Origin of the sequence: uncultured Thioclava sp. (genome assembly GCF_913064665.1) — a bacterium.
Classification (GTDB): Bacteria; Pseudomonadota; Alphaproteobacteria; order Rhodobacterales; family Rhodobacteraceae; genus Thioclava; species Thioclava arctica.
On the sequence record NZ_CAJYBT010000019.1, the window covers coordinates 40,913 to 60,659 of the forward strand.

A 19,747-nucleotide genomic window follows, 5' to 3' on the forward strand; every position below is an offset into this window, starting at 1 on the left:
GCATGAGCAGCTTTCACAAAATCCGGCAGCCAAAGAAGCGCGGGGGCCTCAAGGCTTTTCGCAAAGATGAGTCGGGGTCGGCCGCGATTGAGGGCGTGATGGGCGCGCTTTTGTTGATCGCCTGGACGCTGATCGCCTTTCAGATTTATGATGCCTTTCGCCTGCGCTCCGAAGCAACGCGCGCCACTTACACGATCGCGGATATGATCTCGCGTCAGCGCACCCCAATCGGACCCAAATATGTGCAAGGCCTGCAAAAGGTCTTCAACTTCCTCACGCGCACGAATGCGACAAACCAGTCTTGGCTGCGTGTCACCTTGTTCAAATGCAAGGCCGCAGCCGATGACAAGCCTGATGTCGTTTGCGATGGCGTGAACAAAAAATTCACGCTGGTCGATTCCTATGCGACCCCCGGCACCAATAATATCATACTCGCGCAGCCCTATACCCAAGCGGGGCTCGACGGGGTGGCAAACCGTATTCCGATGATGGCCGTGGGCGATATGGCCGTCATCACCGAGTCGGTTTATCGCTTTAACCCGTTCATCGGGCTCGGCAATCGCAGCCTCGTGACCACAAGAACCACGCGCGATGGCACCAAGGTGACAGATACGCTGTGGCACAAGGCTGGTCTTGCCACCGGCCTAGCGTTTCCGTCCTTCGTTGTGACCCGCCCGCGCGAGCCGCGCCTGATGTGGGATCCCAACAGCTAAGCTCACCCGTGCTATCTGTGCGCGCATCCAGAGGGTCTGTGCCAGAACGCGGAGTTGCGCCGTCATCGCATCCGCCTATTTGATATGGCAACAGCAGGCTGCATCTTGCGGCCTGCCCCCATCTCAGAAAACGGAGCGCTCCAATGTCGATCAGACCCGTCCTAGAGACCCGCCAATCCCAACATTTCATCGAAGGTGCCGGGGTGCATTTGCACCGCGCCTTTGGCTTTGGCGATCCGTCCGAGGCCGACCCCTTTCTGCTGTTTGACGATTTCCGGGGCGATCATCCCTCGGACTACACAGCGGGATTTCCCTGGCATCCCCATCGCGGGATCGAAACGATCACCTATGTTCTGGCCGGCGAGGTCGATCATGGCGACAGCCTTGGCAATCGCGGCACGCTAGGCGCAGGTTCGGTGCAATGGATGACCGCTGGCTCGGGGATTTTGCATCAGGAAATGCCGCGCGGGAATGCCGCCGGGCAGATGCACGGGTTTCAGCTATGGGCCAACCTGCCCTCGGATCTGAAAATGACCGCGCCGCGCTATCAAGACATCCAAGGTAGCGATATTCCCGACGTGACCGATGATGACGGCACCGTCGCGCGCATTATTACAGGTGAGTTTTGGGGGCAGCGCGGCCCGGTCGATGGCATTGCCGCCGATCCGCAATATCTCGACATCTCGATCCCGCCGGGGGTGAAAAAGCGCCTCAAGGTCGACACCTATCGCCAGACCTTCGCCTATGTGTTCCAAGGCGCTGCCGCCTTTGCCGAGGCGTCAGACCCACAAGGCGTGTTGCTAGAAAAAGAAGTGCGCGGACAAGAAGTCAACATCCGCGACCTGTCGGGCAACCGCACCTTGGTGCGCTTTGGCACCGGCGATGAGATCGTCGTGCAGGCCGGCGAAGAGGGCGTGCGGTTCCTGTTAATCTCGGGCGCGCCAATCCGCGAACCCGTCGCGTGGCACGGGCCGATCGTGATGAACACACGTGAAGAGCTGATGACCGCGATGGCGGAGTTGCGCAACAACACCTTCATCAAGCCCGCGCACTAGGCCGGGCGGTGGCGGTCGGGGGACTAGCCCTTGACCGCCGCGACCGCCTCAAGGATTGCCGTGGCGATATAGTCCAGATCCGGGCGGGCAAGGCGCGCAGGCAGCCGCGTGTCGCAAGCCCGCATCAGCATCGCACGGGTCAGCGGCAGATCGCGCTGTTCGCCCAAAAATTCCCAATTCCAGAAAGCACGCGCGTTATCCTCGCTTAGCCCGAACACCGACACGCCCACGCCGCGCGCCTTGGTTTCAGCCTGTAGCTTACGCGCCTCGTCATCCGACCAATCGCCCACAAGATTGAATTGCAAGGAATCCGGCGCGCGGATTTCAGGGGCCAAGGGCGGAGGCACATCCAGCCACGCGCTGCTGTTGAGCCGCTCGGCCACATAGTCATGATTGGCGCGCCCGTCATTAACGCGCCGCTCGACCTCGGGCAGTTGCGGGCGGATCACAGCCGCCGACAGGTTCTGCATCCGGCAATTATACAGCGGCAGCTTGTTTTGCCACTGAACGTAAGAGTTCTGCAGGCCGGGATGCTTTTTCCAGTTATGCTCGTAAGCGCCCGACATGATCACCGCACGCGCGGCCAGTTCAGGATCATCGGTCAGCAAGATGCCACCCTCGCCCGCATTGACCAGCTTGTAGGATTGAAACGACAGGCAGCCGATTTTGCCAATCGTGCCGATCTTGCGACCATTCCAGAGCGTGCCAAGCGAGTGCGCCGCATCCTCGATCACCGGCACACCGCGCGCCTCGGCCAGCGCCATGATTGCGTCCATATCCGAGGTGTGGCCGCGCATATGACTGATCATCACCGCGGCGATGCTATCGTCGAACTTGGCCTCGAAATCGGCGATGTCGATGCGGTAATTTTTCCCCACCTCGACCAGAACCGGCACGCAATCGGCATGCACGATGGCCGAGGGCACGGCGGCGAATGTAAAGGCGGGGACCAGCACACGCGCGCCGCGCGGCAGATCCAGCGCCTTGAGCGACAAGAACAAGGCCTGACTGCACGACGACACCGCGAGCGCGTATTTCACCCCCATGAGGGCCGCAAATTCCGCTTCGAGCCGGGCCACTGGCGCATCTTGTGAAGTGTAGCGAAACAGATCCCCGCTGCTTAGAAGGCGTTCAATCTCGGCGCGCGCCTCCTCCGGGATCGGCTCGGCGTCATAGCAGTTGGGGGCAGTCTGACCGTCACGGGGCATGGCAAGAAATCCTGAAACTGACTTTCAGCATTTCTTTACACCCGCCGCGCTCATATGAAAAATGAAACTTTCATGATTGCAGGCGCATGCGCGAGGCCCCGCCCAAGCCGCTAACTCTCACCCAACCCGGATCAGTGCAACGAACGCAGCGAATCGAGGGCGCTTTTGTTGGGGCAGTCATTGGGCAAAACATTGGGCTCTTCGCCCCGCTCTGACAGCAGCGCCAAACAGAACTCGCTACGCCCGCAGGTCCGGCAGGCAGTGATCATTTCCGCGAAATCGGCTTGCGTCAGACGACCGTCTCGCATCGCATCGGACAGGTTCACACCCATCCGTTTGCCCATACTGCGCGTGATCCAGTAATGCAGATCGAAATTGTCTTGAACTCCCATCACATCCCTCCTTCGGATTGGACTTCCAATATCCGCCTGGCAGCTTTCTCAGCGTGCAACCGCTTCATCATCAAACGATTTTCGCAATAGTGCGGGCTTTCGGTGGCCGGGGTTTCGCGCTCAGGGCCATGCGCGGATAGCCACAGCGTGCACTGCTCGGGCGCGGCACATCCGGTGCAGCGGATCAGCGCGTCTTTCCAGTCACTCCCAGACATCCGACCCTGCGCCATCTCGGCAGTCAGATCAATGCCAAGCACCTGCGCCATACGGTTCATCATCGCGGCATGGCGATTGAGGTTTCGGGCGTCAGACATGGCACATCTCCCCAGTTTATTGGGACGAGTGTGGCGCGCGCGGCCCCTGCCAACTATGATTCAGATCAAGACGACATGCCTCACCCGCAGGCGCTAGCCGCGTGGCTCGAACGTTTGCGACGGCTCTTCCCCCTTGGCCAGCGCCTTGGCGGCGGCGGTGATGCGCGCGCGATTTTCGCCAAGCGGCAACGCCGCCTCCGATTGCAGCGCCGCTTGATGCGCCTGTCGGGCTGCAGGGCGCGCGAACTGTTCGGGCGTGATCTGCGCCAAAGCCGCCAGCACCTTTTGCAAACGCAGCGCCACCTCGAACAGCCCCGCGCCATCGCGTGCAATCGCGGAAAACGCATCGTCAATCAACTGATCGGAGGAAATGCTGCGCACATAAAGCCGGTCGTTGCGTAGATCGGGCTGCTCAACCGGGTTCCAGTCCGCCAGAACGCGCATCAGTCGACCTAAAATATCAATCCCCGTGCCCGGGTCGTTGATGCCAGGCGAGAGCGCGCGCGAGGCGATCTCGGCCAGTGCGATCAGGCCAAATTGCGGATCTTGCTCAAAATCGCGGGCGTGATCGACGGCGAAACTGTCGATGATCACCTCTTCCAGCGCTTCGCGCGCGCCCGCATCGGTGGGCAGCGCATCACACAGCACCAAATCGGCGGCGGGATGCACGAAACACCCCGGTTCCGCACTTAGCCAGATCCGGCACTCATGCCTCTGTGCGATGGCTTGCAACTGATGAACATCGACATGCTGCACATGGCCCGTGCGCGGCGATTTCACACGAAACACTCCTGTCGGCGGGTCCTGCCACGGGTGCGCCCCCATAAACGGGTCCGCACAGCGTTGCTTCAACGCGCTAGCCGCTGCATCTTCAACCCGCGAAATCACATCGCCCAGCCGCCCGAACTCGCTCAGATGCTGCACCCAACGCAACAGCGAGATCACCACGACCGCCACCACTCCAATCGTCACCACAAGCAGCAAGAACCGCCCCGAAGAATCATAGATCGGCGTTTGCAGCGCGATGATCCCGACCAGCGAAAATACGAAGGAGCCGATAAAGCTGGCCAGAACGTTTTGCGTGATCTGATCGGTCTGCATCAGTTTGATCGCGCGCGGGGTTGCTCCGGTTTGGGCCGCGCCAAAGGCGGTGATCATGATTTGCAGCGAAAAAGTGGTCACGGTGAGCATCGCCGTCGCCATGATCTTGAGGATCGGCTCAACCGAATCCGCGCCCATCTTGAGACCTAAATCCCCGGGCAGCAGATGGCCAAACCCGGCCGAGCCCAGCGCCGTTATGATGCCCAGCACTCCGAATGCGGTCACGCGCACCCAGATTTCGCGCAAGATCACGCGCAGCCGCCAGTGCAGACTGGATAAGCTCATCATGCGTCCCCCTGTTACGACGCGTCTGTCGCGCGTCTCACTTCAGCAATCCCCCAGAGCCGGTTATGGTTCCCGCGCGCAGCTCGGCGACGGTCTTGGCGACCACATCCAGACGCAGCGCATTGGCCGGATGCGTACCCAGAACGGTTTCTTCCGGGTCCGGCAAACGGCGGAAAAACGCAGCCCCCTTGAGCGGATCATACCCCGCATCCCATGTGATGATCGTGCCCAGCCTGTCGGCCTCCAACTCATAATCCTTGGCAAAAAGTCGGCTGCCCATTTCCGCACCCGCCTTGCGCGCCTCGGCCACGGTGCGCGGATCCGCCCCCTGCGCACGCACCATCTTGGCCAAGATCTGCGCCCCTTCTTGGGCGTCGCGCTCACGCGATGAAATATGGCCCGCAATATGATGCGCCGCCTCATGGCCCAGCACAAAGGCCAGCTCATCGGCGCTATGCACCTCGGCAATCATCGCCAGCGTCACGCCGATCACCGGGCGACCACGGAGATCCTCGGTCTGAAAGGCGTTGGGGGGCAGATCGACGCGGTCATCAACCACCAGACGATAGTTGCAATTGCGCCCCCGCGAGCGCGCCCGGCATTCGGTTTCGATCACCGGCTCCATCCGGCGCGCCACGCTGACCAACTGATCCACCGCGCGCTCGGCTTTGGCCTGCACCTCGGGGGAGATCGGGGGCAAGGGGGCGGGCTCGGTCGGCGGCACAGGCAGCGCACAGCCCGCCAAAACCGCCATCAGCAGCACGGGGATCAAACGGGCAGCAAGGCGCGGCAAGGTCATGGGACACTCATGGGGCAAAAACGACGATCGCAAGCGCACTCTATCGCCTCTGGCAGGGCGCGCCATCCCCAAGCCCACGCGCTGGTGTTTTTCGCTTCCGGCGCGGCGCGTGGCACGCTAGCATGGTGGTATGTTTACCATTGAACACGAATTCGACGCGACCGTAATCACCCTTGTCGATGAGGGCACAGATCCACGCGACTATCTGCAAGAGGATGTGACAATCACCTCCTTTGAGGATTGCGTGGTGGTTGAGCAGCTTGATGAGCAGACCGATCAGGTGCAATCCATTACCTTCTCGCATGCGCAATTGCGCGAGTTGGCAGCGGCATTGAACCTGCCCGAGGGTGTGTATCGATTGCGCCAAGCCAACGAGACAACCGAGCCTGACGCAAAAAGCTGACGCTCAATCTAGGCGAAACACCTTGTCGCGCGCGGTTTCGCCCCGAATCAGGGTCAGGCGCGTCTTGGCCACGCCCAGCGCCTTGGCCAGCATCTTTTGCACTGCAGCATTGGCTTTGCCAGCTTCGGGCACCACCGTCACATAAGCCCGCAATCCGTCTTCACCCACGCGAATCTCATTGCGCGAGGCTTTCGGTGTGACCCGCAGCGCAATTTCAGCGCCCGAGATCGCAAGATGGGACAAATCCGTCATGACCCCAACAGCATAGCCCCAACACCTGCGCACACAAGCTAACGCCTGCTCACATAAGAAAGCGCGCCCTGCGCGGTTGCAATTTGTCCCGCCCCGTCCGATATCGAAGCCAAATCAGTGGAGAGTTCGATGCCCGAGACCCAAACCGTGAACCCTGCCACGCGCAATCAAACCGCGCTGGATTTCCTGCTGTCGCGCCGCTCACGCCCGGCCAAAACCTTGGTGGCCCCTGCCCCCGATGCCACGCAGTTGCATGAGATTTTGCAGGCAGGCGCACGCACGCCCGATCATGGCAAGCTGGAGCCGTGGCGGTTCATCGTGATTACGCGCGCGGCCGCGCAACGTTTGGGCGCCGAGGCCGAAACGCGTGCGCGCGCGCAAGGTCTACCCGAAGAGAAAGTCGCCAAGGCCGGCAAGCAATTCTTGGACAGTCAACTTTGTGTCGCGGTGATCTTCTCGCCCAAAGCCAGCGAGAAAGTCCCGGAAATCGAACAGGTTTTGTCCGCCGGTGCGGTATGTCTATCGCTTTTGAATGGCGCGCTGGCTGCGGGTTGGGGTGCCAACTGGCTGACCGGCTGGGCCGCACATGATGTCGCTTTTGGCGAAGATCTATTGGGATTAGCGCCGGGCGAACTGGTCGCGGGCTTCGTTCATCTGGGTACCGAGGGCGTAACGCCGCCCGACCGCCCGCGCCCCGATCTCAACGCCATCACTAGCTGGATTTCGGAATGATCATCACCAGTTACGTTAAGGCTTGGGGTGATTTACTGCGCCCCGGTGCGATGAAAATCGTTGGCATCGGCGTGGCCCTGTCGTTGGGTCTGCTGATCGCGATCTATCTCGCGATGGTGTGGCTGATCGGCTGGCTGGTCCCGGACAGTTTCTCGCTGCCTTTCATCGGCGAGATCGGCCATATCGACACCGCACTTTCGATTGTGTCGGCCGGGATCATGCTGTTCGCCTCGATGTTCTTGATGGTGCCCGTCGCCTCGGCATTCACCGGGTTTTTCCTCGAGGATGTGGCGGAATTGGTCGAGAACGAACACTATCCAACGCTCCCCCCAGTGCGCAAACTCAGCCTAACCGAGAGCTTTGCCGACACGCTGCGCTTCTTTGGGGTGATCGTCGTGGCGAACCTGATCGCGCTGATGATTTATCCCTTCGTCATCCCGCTTGCGCCCTTTCTGTTTTTTGGCCTCAACGGCTATTTGCTGGGACGGGAATATTTCCAAATGGCCGCACAGCGCCGGATGGAGCGCGACGCAGCGCGCGCCTTGTATCAGCGTCACAAATTGACCGTCTGGATGGCCGGGGCGCTGATGGCGGTGCCGCTGTCGATTCCGATCCTGAATCTCTTCGTGCCAGTGCTGGGCGCTGCTGGGTTTACGCATTTGTTTCACGCGGTCACTGGGCGGCGCGGTTGACGTTTTTCAACCTTTAAAGCCAGGAAACGCGGTCGAAAACGGGGCAGAGCTTAAATTTTTCAACCTTTTCGCCACGCGCCCCTTAATGGCGCAACTGGCCGAAAAAGTCGATATCCTCAAGCGTGATGATCCCCGACAGCAACACCGTCGCGATCACCGCCCACAGCACGACCGTCACCACAGTAGTGATTTTCACCTTGGCCCCGAGATGCGCCTCATGAGGGGCGCCCGCCTGCGTGCCCGGCACGATCTGATCCACATCGCCCTGCGTCTTGAGCCGAAGCGGCAGCACCACGAAAAACACCAAGAACCAGATCACTGCGAACAGAATGATACCGCCGGTAAGGTTCATCAGACCTGCTCCAATTCAACGAGGCAGCCGTTGAAATCCTTGGGGTGCAAAAACAGCACCGGCTTGCCATGCGCGCCGATCTTAGGCTCGCCCGTGCCCAGCACCCGCGCGCCCTGATCGCGCAGCTTGTCGCGCGCCGCCAGAATATCCTCGACCTCGTAGCAGATGTGGTGGATGCCCCCGGCGGGGTTCTTGTCAAGAAACCCTTGGATAGGAGAGTTCTCTCCAAGTGGATAGAGCAGTTCGATCTTGGTGTTGGGCAGTTCGATGAAGACCACGGTCACGCCGTGATCGGGTTCATCTTGCGCAGGCCCCACCTGAGCGCCCAGCGTGTCGCGATATTGCGCCGAGGCGGCCTCGAGGTCGGGCACGGCAATGGCGACATGGTTCAAGCGTCCGATCATCTGGGCCTCCCTTACATGCGGATCGCACCTAGGGGTAAAGGCGTGTGCGCAACAGCGCAAGTGTGGCGAAGTGGCGTTAACCCGCTGTTAGGCAGTTTACCCCCTACTGTAACGGAATTGGCGAATCTGACTGGGTGACAAAATGGCAGATGATCTCACGACCTTTCTTGTACCGCGCAGCGCAACGGCTGAACGCCCGCTGATGGGCCTCACCGTTTTGCTTGTGGAAGACAGCCGCTTTGCGTCTGAAGCAGTGCGCTTGTTGTGTTTGCGATCAGGCGCGCGCATCCGCAGGGCGGATTGTCTGGCCTCGGCATATCGCCATTTGCAGGTCTATCGCCCCAGCGTGGTAATCGTCGATATGGGCCTGCCCGATGGCTCGGGCGGTGATCTGATTGCGGCAATCCGCCAGATGGTGCCGGCTGTGCCCGTGGTTTTGGGCATTTCGGGCGATAGCGGGTTGCGCGGTGATGCGATGGCGGCGGGGGCAGATGGGTTTTTGGAAAAACCCGTCGAAAGCCTCGCCGAATTCCAGCAAGCCATTCTGAATGCGCTGCCTGCGGAGTTGCGCCCTCAAGGTCTGCGCGCCCTCAGCGATACGGTTGTGGAACCCGACCCGATCGCCTTGCGCGATGATTTGCAACATATGGCAGAGGTATTGCGCGAAGGTCCAAACAGCCATGTAATGCCCTATGCGGCGCATTTTTTGGCAGGGGTCGCGCTATCGGCTCATGATCTGGCCTTGGGCGAGGCCGCGCAACGGCTCGCACGCAAAGGGGGCCCGTCGCGCGAGGACTTTCGCCATGTCAGCGGGCTGGTGGCCGATCGCCTCGCCGCTGGCGCTACGTTCTAGGGCAAATTGCGGCGCGCCGTTGCGATGTTACTCGGGCGGATCTGCAAGGATCGGATCGACGTGCACCAAACGCGGTTTGGTGAGATCAGACAAGCGCTTGCGCTGCCTTCCCGTGGCATCAAAATTCGAGGGGTCCAGCCAAGTCTGATAGGCCACGCTCAGGGCAGGCCAGTCGGCATCAATCGCGGCAAACCAAGCCGTATCGCGGTTGCGCCCTTTGTAGATCGTCGCCTGACGGAAGGTGCCCTCATAACTCAGCCCCAACCGCTGAGCTGCGCGGCGCGACGCAAGATTAAGCGCATCGCATTTCCACTCAAACCGGCGATAGCCCGCCTTGAAAGCCCATCGGATCGCGGCAAGGAACGCCTCGGAGGCCGCACACTTGCCTTGCAGCGCAGGCGCAAGCGTGATCCAGCCGAGTTCGATCGAGCCAATCTCGGGGCTGATACGCAGGAAGCTGAGAACGCCCAAAGGACGGCCGCTTTGAGCCTCGATCACCGCGTAAAACCACGGATCGCGCAATGTGGAGGCCTGTGTGATCCATCGCGCCAAGTCATCCAGATGCGGAAAAGGGCCATGCGGCATGTAATCCCACACGGCGTCTGCCCCCTCGAACGCGGCGAACAACCCCGCAGCGTGATCAGGGCGCAACCGCTCAAGGCGCATGAAACGGCCCGCGATCAGGACGGCATCAGGTGCATCCGCGGGATGGGGCGGTGCGTGCCAATCGCCCAATGCCGCGCCAAATTCATGATCCCATTCCAAGCCCATAGCCGCCTCCTGCAACCCCATTTCTCCGTGCATTTGCCCCGCAATCGCACCACTTCTTTCCAAGTTCTGCCTTAGTTCAGCGCGAGATTAAGCGCCATACCCACTGCCAAGGGAGTACGGAAATGAGCAAACGAATGATTCAATTGATCGAAAATCAGCGCCTCGTGCAAGCGGCGCATTGGACGGCGTTTTCGCTTGGCGTTCTGGCACTGGCTGCCTCGATTACGGCCACTGCGGTGCACGCGCTCTTCTCCTGATAGGCTTATGACAACTCGATTTGCGCATGGCGGGAACTGTCCTGCGCACCATGACGTTACCTCCGTAATCGACACATACTCGATGGAACGGAGGAATTTCCATGACCTCGATCTACGATGCAATCAAGGCAGATCACGACAATCATCGCGATCTGATGGCCCAGATCGCCAAGACCGAAGGCGCCAGCGATGAGCGCAAGAAAACGTGGAATACGTTTTATTACGACATCAAATCGCATGCGGCTGCCGAAGAAGAGACGTTCTACTCCAAGCTGATGAGCAAGATTTGGGGCCAAGATGCCGCACGCCATTCGGTTGAGGAACATGCCGAGTTGGATGAATTGCTTGAAGAGCTGAACGAGATGGACATGTCGAGCCCCGGCTGGCTCAACAAATTCCATAAGTTACAGCACGATTACAATCATCACATGGACGAAGAAGAAGATGAAATCTTTGCTCAGGCGAAGAAGGTCATCGACGAGTCCGAGATTGCAGGTTACGGCGAAAAATTCCACGCTCGCAAAAAGAAAGAGCGCGAGATCGTGGACAAGAAGCGCGAAGAACAGCTTGAGGATTGACCCGGGAGGCGGATCAAATGCGTTGAGGGGGCGCTGCCCCCGCTGGCTTTGCCAGCCCCCCGGAGTATTTTCGGCCAGATGAAAGCATATAAAAAGGGCCCCGCCAGATTTTGGGCGGGGCCTTTTTGTCTAAAAATGCTTGGATCAGTCCTCTTTGGGCAGAACCCGCAGGCGCAATTCGCGCAACTGTTCGTTCATCGGCTCGCTCGGCGCGCCCATCATCAGGTCTTCCGCGCGCTGGTTCATCGGGAACATGATGACTTCGCGAATGTTGGCGGTGTCGGCAAGGATCATCACGATCCGGTCGATGCCGGCCGCACAGCCTCCGTGGGGCGGAGCGCCGTATTTGAACGCCTTGACCATGCCGCCAAAGCGTTTCTCGACTTCGGAGGCCGGATAGCCCGCAATCGCGAACGCCTTATACATCGTCTCAAGCTTGTGGTTGCGGATCGCGCCCGACAGGATTTCATAACCGTTGCAGGCCAGGTCATATTGATAGCCAAGCACGTCGAGCGGATTGCCCTCAAGTGCCTCGATCCCGCCTTGGGGCATCGAGAACGGGTTATGGCTGAAGTCGATCTTGCCCTCGTCATCGGCCTCATACATCGGGAAATCGACGATCCAGGCGAATTTATGTACCGATTTATCGGTCAGCCCGAGTTCCTCGCCGATCACGTTGCGCGCACGCCCCGCGACGCCTTCAAAGCTGGACGGGTTGCCGCCCAAGAAGAAGGCCGCGTCGCCCTCGCCCAGACCCAGTTGCTGACGGATCGCTTCGGTGCGCTCGGGGCCGATGTTTTTGGCCAAGGGACCTGCCCCTTCAAGCGCGCCATCCTCGGCCTTGCGCCAGAAGATATAGCCCATGCCCGGCAGGCCCTGTTCCTGCGCGAATTTGTTCATCCGATCGCAGAACTTGCGCGAACCGCCGGTGGGCGCAGGAATGGCGCGAATCTGCGTGCCCTCTTGTTCCAAAAGCTTGGCGAAAATCGCGAATCCTGAGCCTGCGAAATGCTCGGATACGATCTGCATCTCGATCGGGTTACGCAGATCGGGTTTGTCGGAGCCATATTTCAGCAGCGATTCCGCGTAAGGAATACGCGGCCAGTTCGGATCGACCTGACGCTCGGGATCGAATTCCTCGAACACGCCCTGCAACACCGGCTGGACCACGGCGAAAATATCTTCCTGTTCGACAAAGCTCATCTCGACATCAAGCTGGTAGAAATCGGTGGGCGAGCGGTCGGCGCGCGGGTCTTCATCGCGGAAACACGGCGCGATCTGGAAGTATTTATCGAAACCGCCGACCATGATCAGCTGTTTGAACTGCTGCGGGGCTTGCGGAAGCGCGTAGAATTTGCCCGGATGCAGGCGCGAGGGCACGAGGAAGTCGCGCGCGCCTTCAGGGCTGGAGGCCGTGATGATCGGCGTCTGGAATTCATTGAACCCCTGATCCCACATCCGCTGGCGCATGGATTTCACCACGTTCGAGCGCAAAATCATCGAGTTATGCAGGTTCTCGCGCCGCAGATCGAGGAAGCGATAGGCCAGACGGGTTTCTTCCGGGTAGTCTTGCTCGCCAAAGACCGGCAGCGGCAATTCCTCGGCCTCGCCCAGCACTTCGAGGTCGCGCACGTAAACCTCGATCTCACCGGTCGGGATTTTGGAATTGATCAGGCTTGCATCGCGCAGCTTGACGGTGCCGTCGATGCGGATCACCCATTCCGAGCGGACTTTTTCCAGCGCTTTGAAGGCCGGGCTGTCGCCATCGCACAGCACCTGCGTCATGCCGTAATGGTCGCGCAGATCGATGAACAGCACGCCGCCGTGGTCGCGCACCCGGTGGACCCACCCGGCAAGGCGCACGGTCTCGCCGGCATTGGCGGCGCTCAGATCGGCACAGGTATGGCTGCGAAAGGCGTTCATCGGTGGCTCCCGGATCGTGTATGGCGTTAAGGCGCCGATACACAGGCTGGGCGGGCAAAAGTCAAGCTGTGCGCAGATTCACAGAGGGGTTCGCGCTTGGGAAACTTGGCGTAACGCAAAAAGATGTTAATTTTTAGGGGCTGACGACCGCGTCAGGGAACCCGCACGCGAAATTCGCGTTCGGAAAAGATAGGATGATTGCACAGAGTACTCGTAAAGCATTTGCCACTTCGGAGACTGCCATGAGAGCCTGGGATGCCCTTTTAGATCGTATGCTACGCCACTTGATCCGCGTAGGCACCTTGCAACTGACCTATCATAATGGCGATTTGCGCCGCTATGGCGATGGCACCGGCATCCCCATAAAGCTCACGATCACCTCTCCCGATATCGTCAAGAAAATCGTGCTCAAGCCCGATCTCGGGGTGGGCGAAGGCTATATGGATGGCGATTATACGATCGAACAGGACGATCTGCGCGGCTTTCTTGCCCTTGTTATCCGCAATCAGACCGGATCGGGGATGCCGTGGTTTGAAAAGCCGCGCGAAGCCTCGCGGTTCTTTGGACGCAGGCTTGCGCAGTTCAATCCGGTCAACAAAGCGCGCACGAATGTGGCGCATCATTATGACTTGTCGGGCGACCTGTATGACCTGTTTCTAGACGCTGACCGGCAGTATAGCTGCGCCTATTTCGAGCACGCCGATATGTCCCTTGACCAGGCGCAAGAGGCCAAAAAGCGTCACATTGCCAAGAAGTTGCTGATTGAGCCGGGCATGCGCGTGCTCGACATTGGCTGTGGCTGGGGTGGCATGGCGATCACGCTGGCGCGCGATTTTGGTGCGCATGTGGTGGGGGTGACCCTGTCGAGCGAGCAGCACGCGCTGGCCACTCAACGGGTGCGCGATGCCGGCTTGCAGGATCAGATCGACATTCGCCTGTGTGATTATCGCGACGTGCGTGAGACCTTTGACCGGATCGTATCGGTGGGGATGTTCGAACATGTCGGCGTGCCCCATTACCGTCAGTATTTTGGCAAGGTCCGTGAGTTGCTCAAGCCGGGGGGCGTGTCGCTTATTCACTTCATCGGCCGCGCAGGTACTGCTGGGGCGACCGCTGATTTCATTACCAAATACATCTTTCCCGGCGGCTATTGTCCGGCCATGTCCGAGGCGTCGAATGCCATAGAACATGAGGGGCTTGTGGTGACCGACCTCGAGGTCTGGCGTCTGCATTACGCCGAGACCCTGCGCCATTGGTGTGATCGGTTTGACGCCAATATCGACAAGGCGGTTGCCCTTTATGATGAGAAATTCACCCGGATGTGGCGTTTCTATCTGATCGCGTCCGAGATGGCGTTTCGTCATGGTGGTCAAGTGGTCTTCCAATACCAACTGGCCCATGAGGTCGGCGATGTACCCCTGACGCGCGATTATCTGTATCGCGCGGATACTGACCAAGACCTGCGGCTGGCTGCGGAATAAAGCGACAGGCGCGCTTTGCACAGTCCCGCACAGAATTGGCGCGCAGCCTTAGGCCTGCGCGCCTAATTTTATCCAGCTTCGAAACAATCGCCTTATTTTCACCAGAATAGGCCGTCAAAACGTGTCAACGAATCTGACTGACGCCCTATGCTGAGAAATCCTATGTTTCAATCGACGCTCCGTTCTAAACCTGACGCCGCCGATTCCTTTGACGCCTCGGAGCGCCACCGGTTCTTGGCGTTTTTCTACACGGCGCGCGCCGACAGGCTGGGTTTGGTTTTGCTGGTGATTTGGGCGGTCTATGCGTGGTTTGTCTATCGGGCACATTGGGGCAATGATTTAGCCGCCCTCTGGTTCGCGGGGCATTTTCACGCCTTGGGACAAGACGGGCTGATCTATGTCGCTCCGCCGCAATTCTTCGGCGGCATTCCCGATGAATGGCGCGCGCTTCTGGCCCAAACGCGCCAAAACGTTCAGGATAATGCATTTCCCTATATTTATCCCCCGCTCTGGCTGGCGTTTCTGGCGCCTCTGACCAAAGCGTTCTCGCCACAGGGTTTCCAAGCCTTTTTTCTCAGCCTGCATATCGTGATGCTGTTTGCCTCGGTTTTGCTAGCCGAACAGATTGCGCGCCCCGCAAAGATGCCGCGCATTGTGTTTCGGCTGTGGGGGCTCGCGACGCTGAAGCTGACCGCGCCTATAGCTGCGGCGCTGTGGCTCAACCAGCCGTCCATCATCGTCGCTTTTCTGATCCTTCTGGCAGGCGCCCTGATAGTCAAACGCCCTGCCCTATCGGGCGCGGCCATCGCGTTGGCGAGCGCGATCAAACTGACGCCCGTGGTTTTTGCGGCGGTGTATTTCATGCTCCCGCGCGAGAATGCGGCACAGCGCAAACGTGCCCTGATCGCGGTTCTGTTTAGCGGGGCAATTCTGGCCGGGCTGTCAATCGCGCTCTTGGGCTGGCCGCTCCATCGGGCTTTCCTTGATCAGCTTCATCTGGCTTCGGGCAAATCGGTCTGGGCTGCGGTGAACCCCTCGGCACGGATCCTGATTCAGGACCTGGCAGGAATTATCGGGCTGAGCACGCCGCTGAATGTCCCTACTCCTCTGCCCAATATGCTGCTGGTCATTCCCCCGCTCTGGACAAGTCTCGTGATCGGCGGCCTCGGGTTTGTGCTGGGCGTATTTGCGCTGCGCATTGCTGCGCGGCGCCACACTGCGCCTGCCCGTGCCCTCGCATTGCTGGGCCTTTCAATCGGGCTTTTCCTGTTTGGCCCGCTCAGCTGGCTGCATTACCTAATCGTGCCGCTCTTGCTTGCGCCCGCTGTGTGCGCAGGGCTGTCGCGATGGGCAGGCGGGGCAATTTTGGCGTTGATTCTGATTGGCAACAGCAATCAGGTACTGTCCATTTTTGCGCTAAGCGGCCTCCATCTTTTGCCCTATACCGTGCTGATGGTTACGATTTGGGCGATTGTGCTTGGGGTGACCTATCATGCGCTGGCAAAGCAGCCGCGCGACTAAGCCTTTCCCCCTTGCACCGAGCGCCCGGCGGACTATAACCCGCAACAATTTGCGTGGGGGCAGCCGTCCCCGCCTGTTTTGCATACGCAACATCAAGGGGTCCGTCATGCCGAAGAGAACCGACATCAAGTCCATCCTCATCATCGGTGCCGGGCCTATTGTGATCGGGCAGGCCTGCGAGTTCGACTATTCGGGTGCCCAGGCCTGCAAGGCGCTGCGCGAAGAGGGCTACCGGGTGATCCTGGTGAACTCCAACCCAGCCACGATCATGACCGATCCGGGTCTCGCCGATGCGACCTATATCGAACCGATCACCCCGGAAATCGTCGCCAAGATCATCGAGGACGAGCGCCCCGACGCGCTGCTGCCCACGATGGGCGGACAGACGGGGCTGAACACTTCGCTGGCGCTGGCCGATATGGGCGTGCTGGAAAAATTCGGCGTCGAGCTGATCGGGGCGAACCGCGATGCCATCGAAATGGCCGAGGATCGCAAGCTATTTCGCGAGGCGATGGATCGGATCGGGATCGAAAACCCCAAAGCCACGATCATCGCCGCCCCCAAGCTGGCCAATGGGCGCTATGACGTGAATGCAGGCGTCGCCGAGGCGATGACCGCCTTGGAACATATCGGCCTGCCCGCGATCATCCGCCCCGCCTTTACCCTTGGCGGCACCGGTGGCGGCGTGGCCTATAACCGCGACGATTACGAGGCGATCTGCCGATCGGGGCTCGATGCCTCGCCGATGGCGCAGATTTTGGTCGATGAATCGCTACTGGGCTGGAAAGAATTCGAGATGGAGGTCGTGCGCGACCGGGCCGATAACGCGATCATCGTGTGCGCCATCGAAAACGTCGATCCAATGGGCGTGCATACCGGCGATTCGATCACCGTCGCTCCGGCCCTGACGCTGACGGACAAGGAATATCAGATCATGCGCAACGGCTCGATCGCCGTGCTGCGCGAGATTGGCGTGGAAACCGGCGGCTCGAACGTGCAATGGGCGATCAACCCCGCCGATGGCCGTATGGTCGTGATCGAGATGAACCCGCGCGTGTCGCGTTCCTCTGCGCTGGCCTCCAAGGCGACCGGTTTCCCGATTGCCAAGATCGCGGCGAAGCTTGCAGTGGGCTACACGCTTGATGAGCTGGACAACGACATCACCGGCGTCACGCCCGCCAGCTTTGAGCCCTCGATCGACTATGTCGTCACCAAAATCCCGCGGTTCGCGTTTGAAAAATTCCCCGGATCGAAAGCCGAACTCACCACCGCGATGAAATCGGTGGGCGAGGTGATGGCGATTGGCCGCTCCTTCCATGAATCGATGCAAAAGGCTCTGTGCTCGATGGAGACGGGCCTGAGCGGCTTTGACGAGATCGACATCCCCGGCGCGCCCGAAAAGGCCGCCGTGATCAAGGCGATTTCCGCCCAGACGCCTGACCGCATCCGCCTGATCGCGCAGGCGATGCGCCACGGGCTGAGCGATGAGGATATCCAACACGCCACGTCCTATGACCCGTGGTTCCTTGCCCGCATCCGCGAGATCGTCGATGCCGAGGCCGATATTCGCAAACAGGGCCTGCCGCTGGATGCCAAAGGGCTGCGCATGCTCAAGATGATGGGCTTTAGCGATGCCCGTCTGGCCACGCTGACGGGGCGCGAAGAGGCCCAGATACGCCGCGCGCGCCGTAATTTGGGCGTGTTCGCCGCCTTCAAGCGCATCGACACCTGCGCCGCCGAGTTTGAGGCCCAAACCCCCTATATGTATTCCACCTACGAGGCCCCCGCGATGGGCGATGTGGAATGCGAGGCCCGCCCGAGCGATCGCAAAAAGGTCGTCATTCTGGGCGGTGGCCCGAACCGGATCGGCCAAGGGATCGAGTTTGATTACTGCTGCTGTCACGCCTGTTTCGCGCTGACCGATGCGGGCTATGAGACGATCATGATCAACTGCAACCCCGAGACGGTCAGCACTGATTACGACACCTCGGACCGGTTGTATTTCGAACCGCTCACCTTGGAGCATGTGCTGGAAATCCTGCGTGTTGAGCAAGATAACGGCACGCTGCATGGGGTGATCGTACAGTTTGGCGGGCAGACGCCGCTGAAACTCGCCAACGCGCTTGAGGCCGAGGGCATCCCGATTCTGGGCACCACGCCCGACGCGATTGACTTGGCCGAAGACCGCGAGCGCTTCCAGCAACTCCTGAACCGGCTCGAGCTCAAGCAGCCAGTCAACGGGATCGCGCATTCCGATGCCGAAGCCTTTGAAATTGCAGGCCGCGTCGGCTATCCGCTGGTGATCCGCCCGTCCTATGTTCTGGGTGGGCGCGCGATGGAAATCGTGCGCGATCTTGACCAGCTCAAGCGCTACATCACCAGTGCCGTGGTCGTTTCGGGCGATAGCCCCGTGTTGCTCGACAGCTATCTGTCAGGCGCGATTGAGGTGGATGTCGACGCGCTGTGCGACGGGGAAACCGTGCATGTCGCGGGCATCATGCAGCACATCGAAGAGGCGGGCGTGCATTCGGGCGATTCAGCCTGCTCGCTGCCGCCCTATTCGCTCGATGCTGCGACCGTGGCCGAGCTAAAGGTGCAGACCGAAAAGATGGCCTTGGGGCTGAACGTGGTCGGCCTGATGAACGTGCAATTCGCGATCAAGGATGGCGTGATTTACGTCCTTGAGGTCAACCCGCGCGCCTCGCGCACCGTGCCCTTCGTCGCCAAGGCAACCGATAGCGCGATTGCCTCGATTGCCGCGCGTCTGATGGCGGGCGAGAAAATGTCGGCCTTCCCGCTGCGTGCGGCCTACCCCGCAGGCGTTGGCCCCGACACGCCGCTCCCCTTTGCCGATCCGCTGACGCTGGCCGATCCGATCACGCCGTGGTTCTCGGTCAAAGAGGCTGTGATGCCCTTCGCGCGCTTCCCCGGCGTCGATACGCTACTGGGGCCAGAGATGCGCTCGACCGGCGAAGTCATGGGCTGGGATCGCGATTTCCCGCGCGCCTTCTGGAAGGCGCAGCTTGGCGCAGGCACCGTGCTGCCCGATGCAGGCCGGGTGTTCTTTTCGATCAAGGACAGCGACAAATACGAAGAATTGGCCGAGGCCGCACGCGATCTGATCGCGATGGGTTTTGACATCTTGGCCACCAGCGGCACGGCGAAATGGCTGGCCGAACATGGGGTGAGCGCGGATTCGGTGCTCAAGGTCTATGAGGGCCGCCCCAATATCGTGGACCGGCTGAAAAACGACGAAATCGCACTGGTGTTCAACACCACCGATGGCTCTCAGGCGATTTCCGATAGCCGCGATATCCGCGCCGTCGCGCTTTATGACAAGATCCCCTATTTCACGACCGCCGCCGCCTCTATCGCCGCCGTCGCCGCGATCAAGAGCCACAAAGAAGGCGATGTGAACGTGCGCAGCTTGCAGTGATGAGAAAAGGCGAGCAGAGTTATCCACAACCTCTGCTCGCCCCATCCGTTTCCTAAATGTTCATGTTTGCTCATATTTCGTAGCGCCTTTAATCGATTTTATCCACAATATATCCCCTTTTCCTGTTGACGACACCTACATGCTGCGGTACATCCTCTCCAATGGGGCAGATTAGCCCATCCTTGCTATATGTAGCGAGGCGATTGACTCTTCTTAGAAATTGCA

Annotated in this window: 21 protein-coding genes; 11 read left to right on the plus strand and 10 right to left on the minus strand. The window is 59.9% G+C overall.

Annotated elements, in window-relative coordinates; genetic code table 11:
* The first annotated feature begins 2 nt into the window (after positions 1–2).
* The gene (locus tag QZ571_RS09955; protein ID WP_295533991.1) at positions 3–713 is read left to right on the plus strand and encodes a hypothetical protein; all 711 of its coding nucleotides are present in this window, start codon (positions 3–5) and stop codon (positions 711–713) included.
* 143 nt (positions 714–856) lie between these two features.
* A complete protein-coding gene (locus QZ571_RS09960) occupies positions 857–1,768 on the plus strand; it encodes a pirin family protein (RefSeq protein WP_295533992.1) in 912 nt (303 codons plus the stop codon).
* A gap of 23 nt (positions 1,769–1,791) precedes the next feature.
* Here the strand turns inward: QZ571_RS09960 and QZ571_RS09965 are convergent, their stop codons facing one another.
* From QZ571_RS09965 to QZ571_RS09985, 5 genes are all read right to left on the minus strand, one after another.
* The gene (locus QZ571_RS09965; RefSeq protein ID WP_295533994.1) at positions 1,792–2,976 is read right to left on the minus strand and encodes an aminotransferase class I/II-fold pyridoxal phosphate-dependent enzyme; all 1,185 of its coding nucleotides are present in this window, start codon (positions 2,974–2,976) and stop codon (positions 1,792–1,794) included.
* Positions 2,977–3,107: 131 nt separating this feature from the next.
* Positions 3,108–3,368, minus strand: a complete 261-nt coding sequence (locus QZ571_RS09970; RefSeq protein WP_295533996.1) for a DUF6455 family protein — start codon at positions 3,366–3,368, stop codon at positions 3,108–3,110.
* Positions 3,368–3,682 carry a DUF6455 family protein gene (locus QZ571_RS09975; RefSeq protein ID WP_295533998.1) on the minus strand — a complete coding sequence of 105 codons (315 nt, stop codon included), beginning with the start codon at positions 3,680–3,682 and terminating at the stop codon, positions 3,368–3,370. Before QZ571_RS09975 ends, QZ571_RS09970 begins: the two co-directional genes overlap by 1 nt.
* A gap of 93 nt (positions 3,683–3,775) precedes the next feature.
* On the minus strand, positions 3,776–5,068 hold the full coding sequence (locus QZ571_RS09980; RefSeq protein WP_295534000.1) for a DUF2254 domain-containing protein: 1,293 nt from the start codon (positions 5,066–5,068) through the stop codon (positions 3,776–3,778).
* Positions 5,069–5,105: 37 nt separating this feature from the next.
* Positions 5,106–5,867 (minus strand): M48 family metallopeptidase, encoded by a 762-nt coding sequence (locus tag QZ571_RS09985; RefSeq protein ID WP_295534002.1) that lies wholly within the window; start codon positions 5,865–5,867, stop codon positions 5,106–5,108.
* A gap of 130 nt (positions 5,868–5,997) precedes the next feature.
* Between QZ571_RS09985 and QZ571_RS09990 the strand changes: the two genes are divergently transcribed.
* Positions 5,998–6,270: a hypothetical protein gene (locus tag QZ571_RS09990; protein ID WP_295534004.1), complete on the plus strand. Its 273-nt coding sequence runs from the start codon at positions 5,998–6,000 to the stop codon at positions 6,268–6,270.
* Positions 6,271–6,273: 3 nt separating this feature from the next.
* Here QZ571_RS09990 and QZ571_RS09995 read toward each other — a convergent pair whose 3' ends face one another.
* Positions 6,274–6,522 (minus strand): DUF167 domain-containing protein, encoded by a 249-nt coding sequence (locus tag QZ571_RS09995; protein WP_295534006.1) that lies wholly within the window; start codon positions 6,520–6,522, stop codon positions 6,274–6,276.
* 129 nt (positions 6,523–6,651) lie between these two features.
* Between QZ571_RS09995 and QZ571_RS10000 the strand changes: the two genes are divergently transcribed.
* Both QZ571_RS10000 and QZ571_RS10005 read left to right on the plus strand, forming a co-directional pair.
* Complete coding sequence (locus tag QZ571_RS10000; RefSeq protein ID WP_295534008.1) at positions 6,652–7,254, plus strand: nitroreductase; 603 nt, start codon at positions 6,652–6,654, stop codon at positions 7,252–7,254.
* Positions 7,251–7,946 (plus strand): EI24 domain-containing protein, encoded by a 696-nt coding sequence (locus QZ571_RS10005; protein ID WP_295534010.1) that lies wholly within the window; start codon positions 7,251–7,253, stop codon positions 7,944–7,946. The genes QZ571_RS10000 and QZ571_RS10005 overlap by 4 nt, the downstream gene beginning before the upstream one ends.
* A gap of 82 nt (positions 7,947–8,028) precedes the next feature.
* On the opposite strand, the gene QZ571_RS10010 is transcribed toward QZ571_RS10005, so the two are convergent.
* Together QZ571_RS10010 and mce are read right to left on the minus strand one after the other, a co-directional pair.
* Positions 8,029–8,298: a DUF1467 family protein gene (locus QZ571_RS10010; RefSeq protein ID WP_295534012.1), complete on the minus strand. Its 270-nt coding sequence runs from the start codon at positions 8,296–8,298 to the stop codon at positions 8,029–8,031.
* Positions 8,298–8,702: a methylmalonyl-CoA epimerase gene (mce, locus tag QZ571_RS10015; RefSeq protein WP_295534014.1), complete on the minus strand. Its 405-nt coding sequence runs from the start codon at positions 8,700–8,702 to the stop codon at positions 8,298–8,300. The genes QZ571_RS10010 and mce overlap by 1 nt, the downstream gene beginning before the upstream one ends.
* Before the next feature lie 142 nt (positions 8,703–8,844).
* Here mce and QZ571_RS10020 point away from each other — a divergent pair, with 142 nt between their 5' ends.
* Positions 8,845–9,555, plus strand: a complete 711-nt coding sequence (locus QZ571_RS10020) for a response regulator (protein ID WP_295534016.1) — start codon at positions 8,845–8,847, stop codon at positions 9,553–9,555.
* A 27-nt stretch (positions 9,556–9,582) separates the two neighbouring features.
* Here QZ571_RS10020 and QZ571_RS10025 read toward each other — a convergent pair whose 3' ends face one another.
* Positions 9,583–10,326: a GNAT family protein gene (locus QZ571_RS10025; protein ID WP_366929948.1), complete on the minus strand. Its 744-nt coding sequence runs from the start codon at positions 10,324–10,326 to the stop codon at positions 9,583–9,585.
* A gap of 122 nt (positions 10,327–10,448) precedes the next feature.
* On the opposite strand from QZ571_RS10025, the gene QZ571_RS10030 reads away from it, so the two are divergent.
* Both QZ571_RS10030 and QZ571_RS10035 read left to right on the plus strand, forming a co-directional pair.
* Entirely contained in the window at positions 10,449–10,583 is a 135-nt protein-coding gene (locus QZ571_RS10030) for a hypothetical protein (protein WP_295534018.1), read from the plus strand.
* A 101-nt stretch (positions 10,584–10,684) separates the two neighbouring features.
* A complete protein-coding gene (locus tag QZ571_RS10035; RefSeq protein WP_295534020.1) occupies positions 10,685–11,161 on the plus strand; it encodes a hemerythrin domain-containing protein in 477 nt (158 codons plus the stop codon).
* 144 nt (positions 11,162–11,305) lie between these two features.
* Here the strand turns inward: QZ571_RS10035 and aspS are convergent, their stop codons facing one another.
* Positions 11,306–13,084 carry an aspartate--tRNA ligase gene (aspS, locus tag QZ571_RS10040; protein WP_295534022.1) on the minus strand — a complete coding sequence of 593 codons (1,779 nt, stop codon included), beginning with the start codon at positions 13,082–13,084 and terminating at the stop codon, positions 11,306–11,308.
* Between the two features lie 242 nt (positions 13,085–13,326).
* Here aspS and QZ571_RS10045 point away from each other — a divergent pair, with 242 nt between their 5' ends.
* The 3 genes from QZ571_RS10045 to carB all read left to right on the plus strand — a co-directional run bounded on the left by QZ571_RS10045 (position 13,327) and on the right by carB (position 19,522).
* Complete coding sequence (locus QZ571_RS10045; protein ID WP_295534023.1) at positions 13,327–14,565, plus strand: cyclopropane-fatty-acyl-phospholipid synthase family protein; 1,239 nt, start codon at positions 13,327–13,329, stop codon at positions 14,563–14,565.
* A 162-nt stretch (positions 14,566–14,727) separates the two neighbouring features.
* Positions 14,728–16,086: a glycosyltransferase family 87 protein gene (locus QZ571_RS10050; protein ID WP_295534025.1), complete on the plus strand. Its 1,359-nt coding sequence runs from the start codon at positions 14,728–14,730 to the stop codon at positions 16,084–16,086.
* A gap of 106 nt (positions 16,087–16,192) precedes the next feature.
* Positions 16,193–19,522: a carbamoyl-phosphate synthase large subunit gene (carB, locus tag QZ571_RS10055; protein WP_295534027.1), complete on the plus strand. Its 3,330-nt coding sequence runs from the start codon at positions 16,193–16,195 to the stop codon at positions 19,520–19,522.
* Positions 19,523–19,747: the final 225 nt, after the last annotated feature.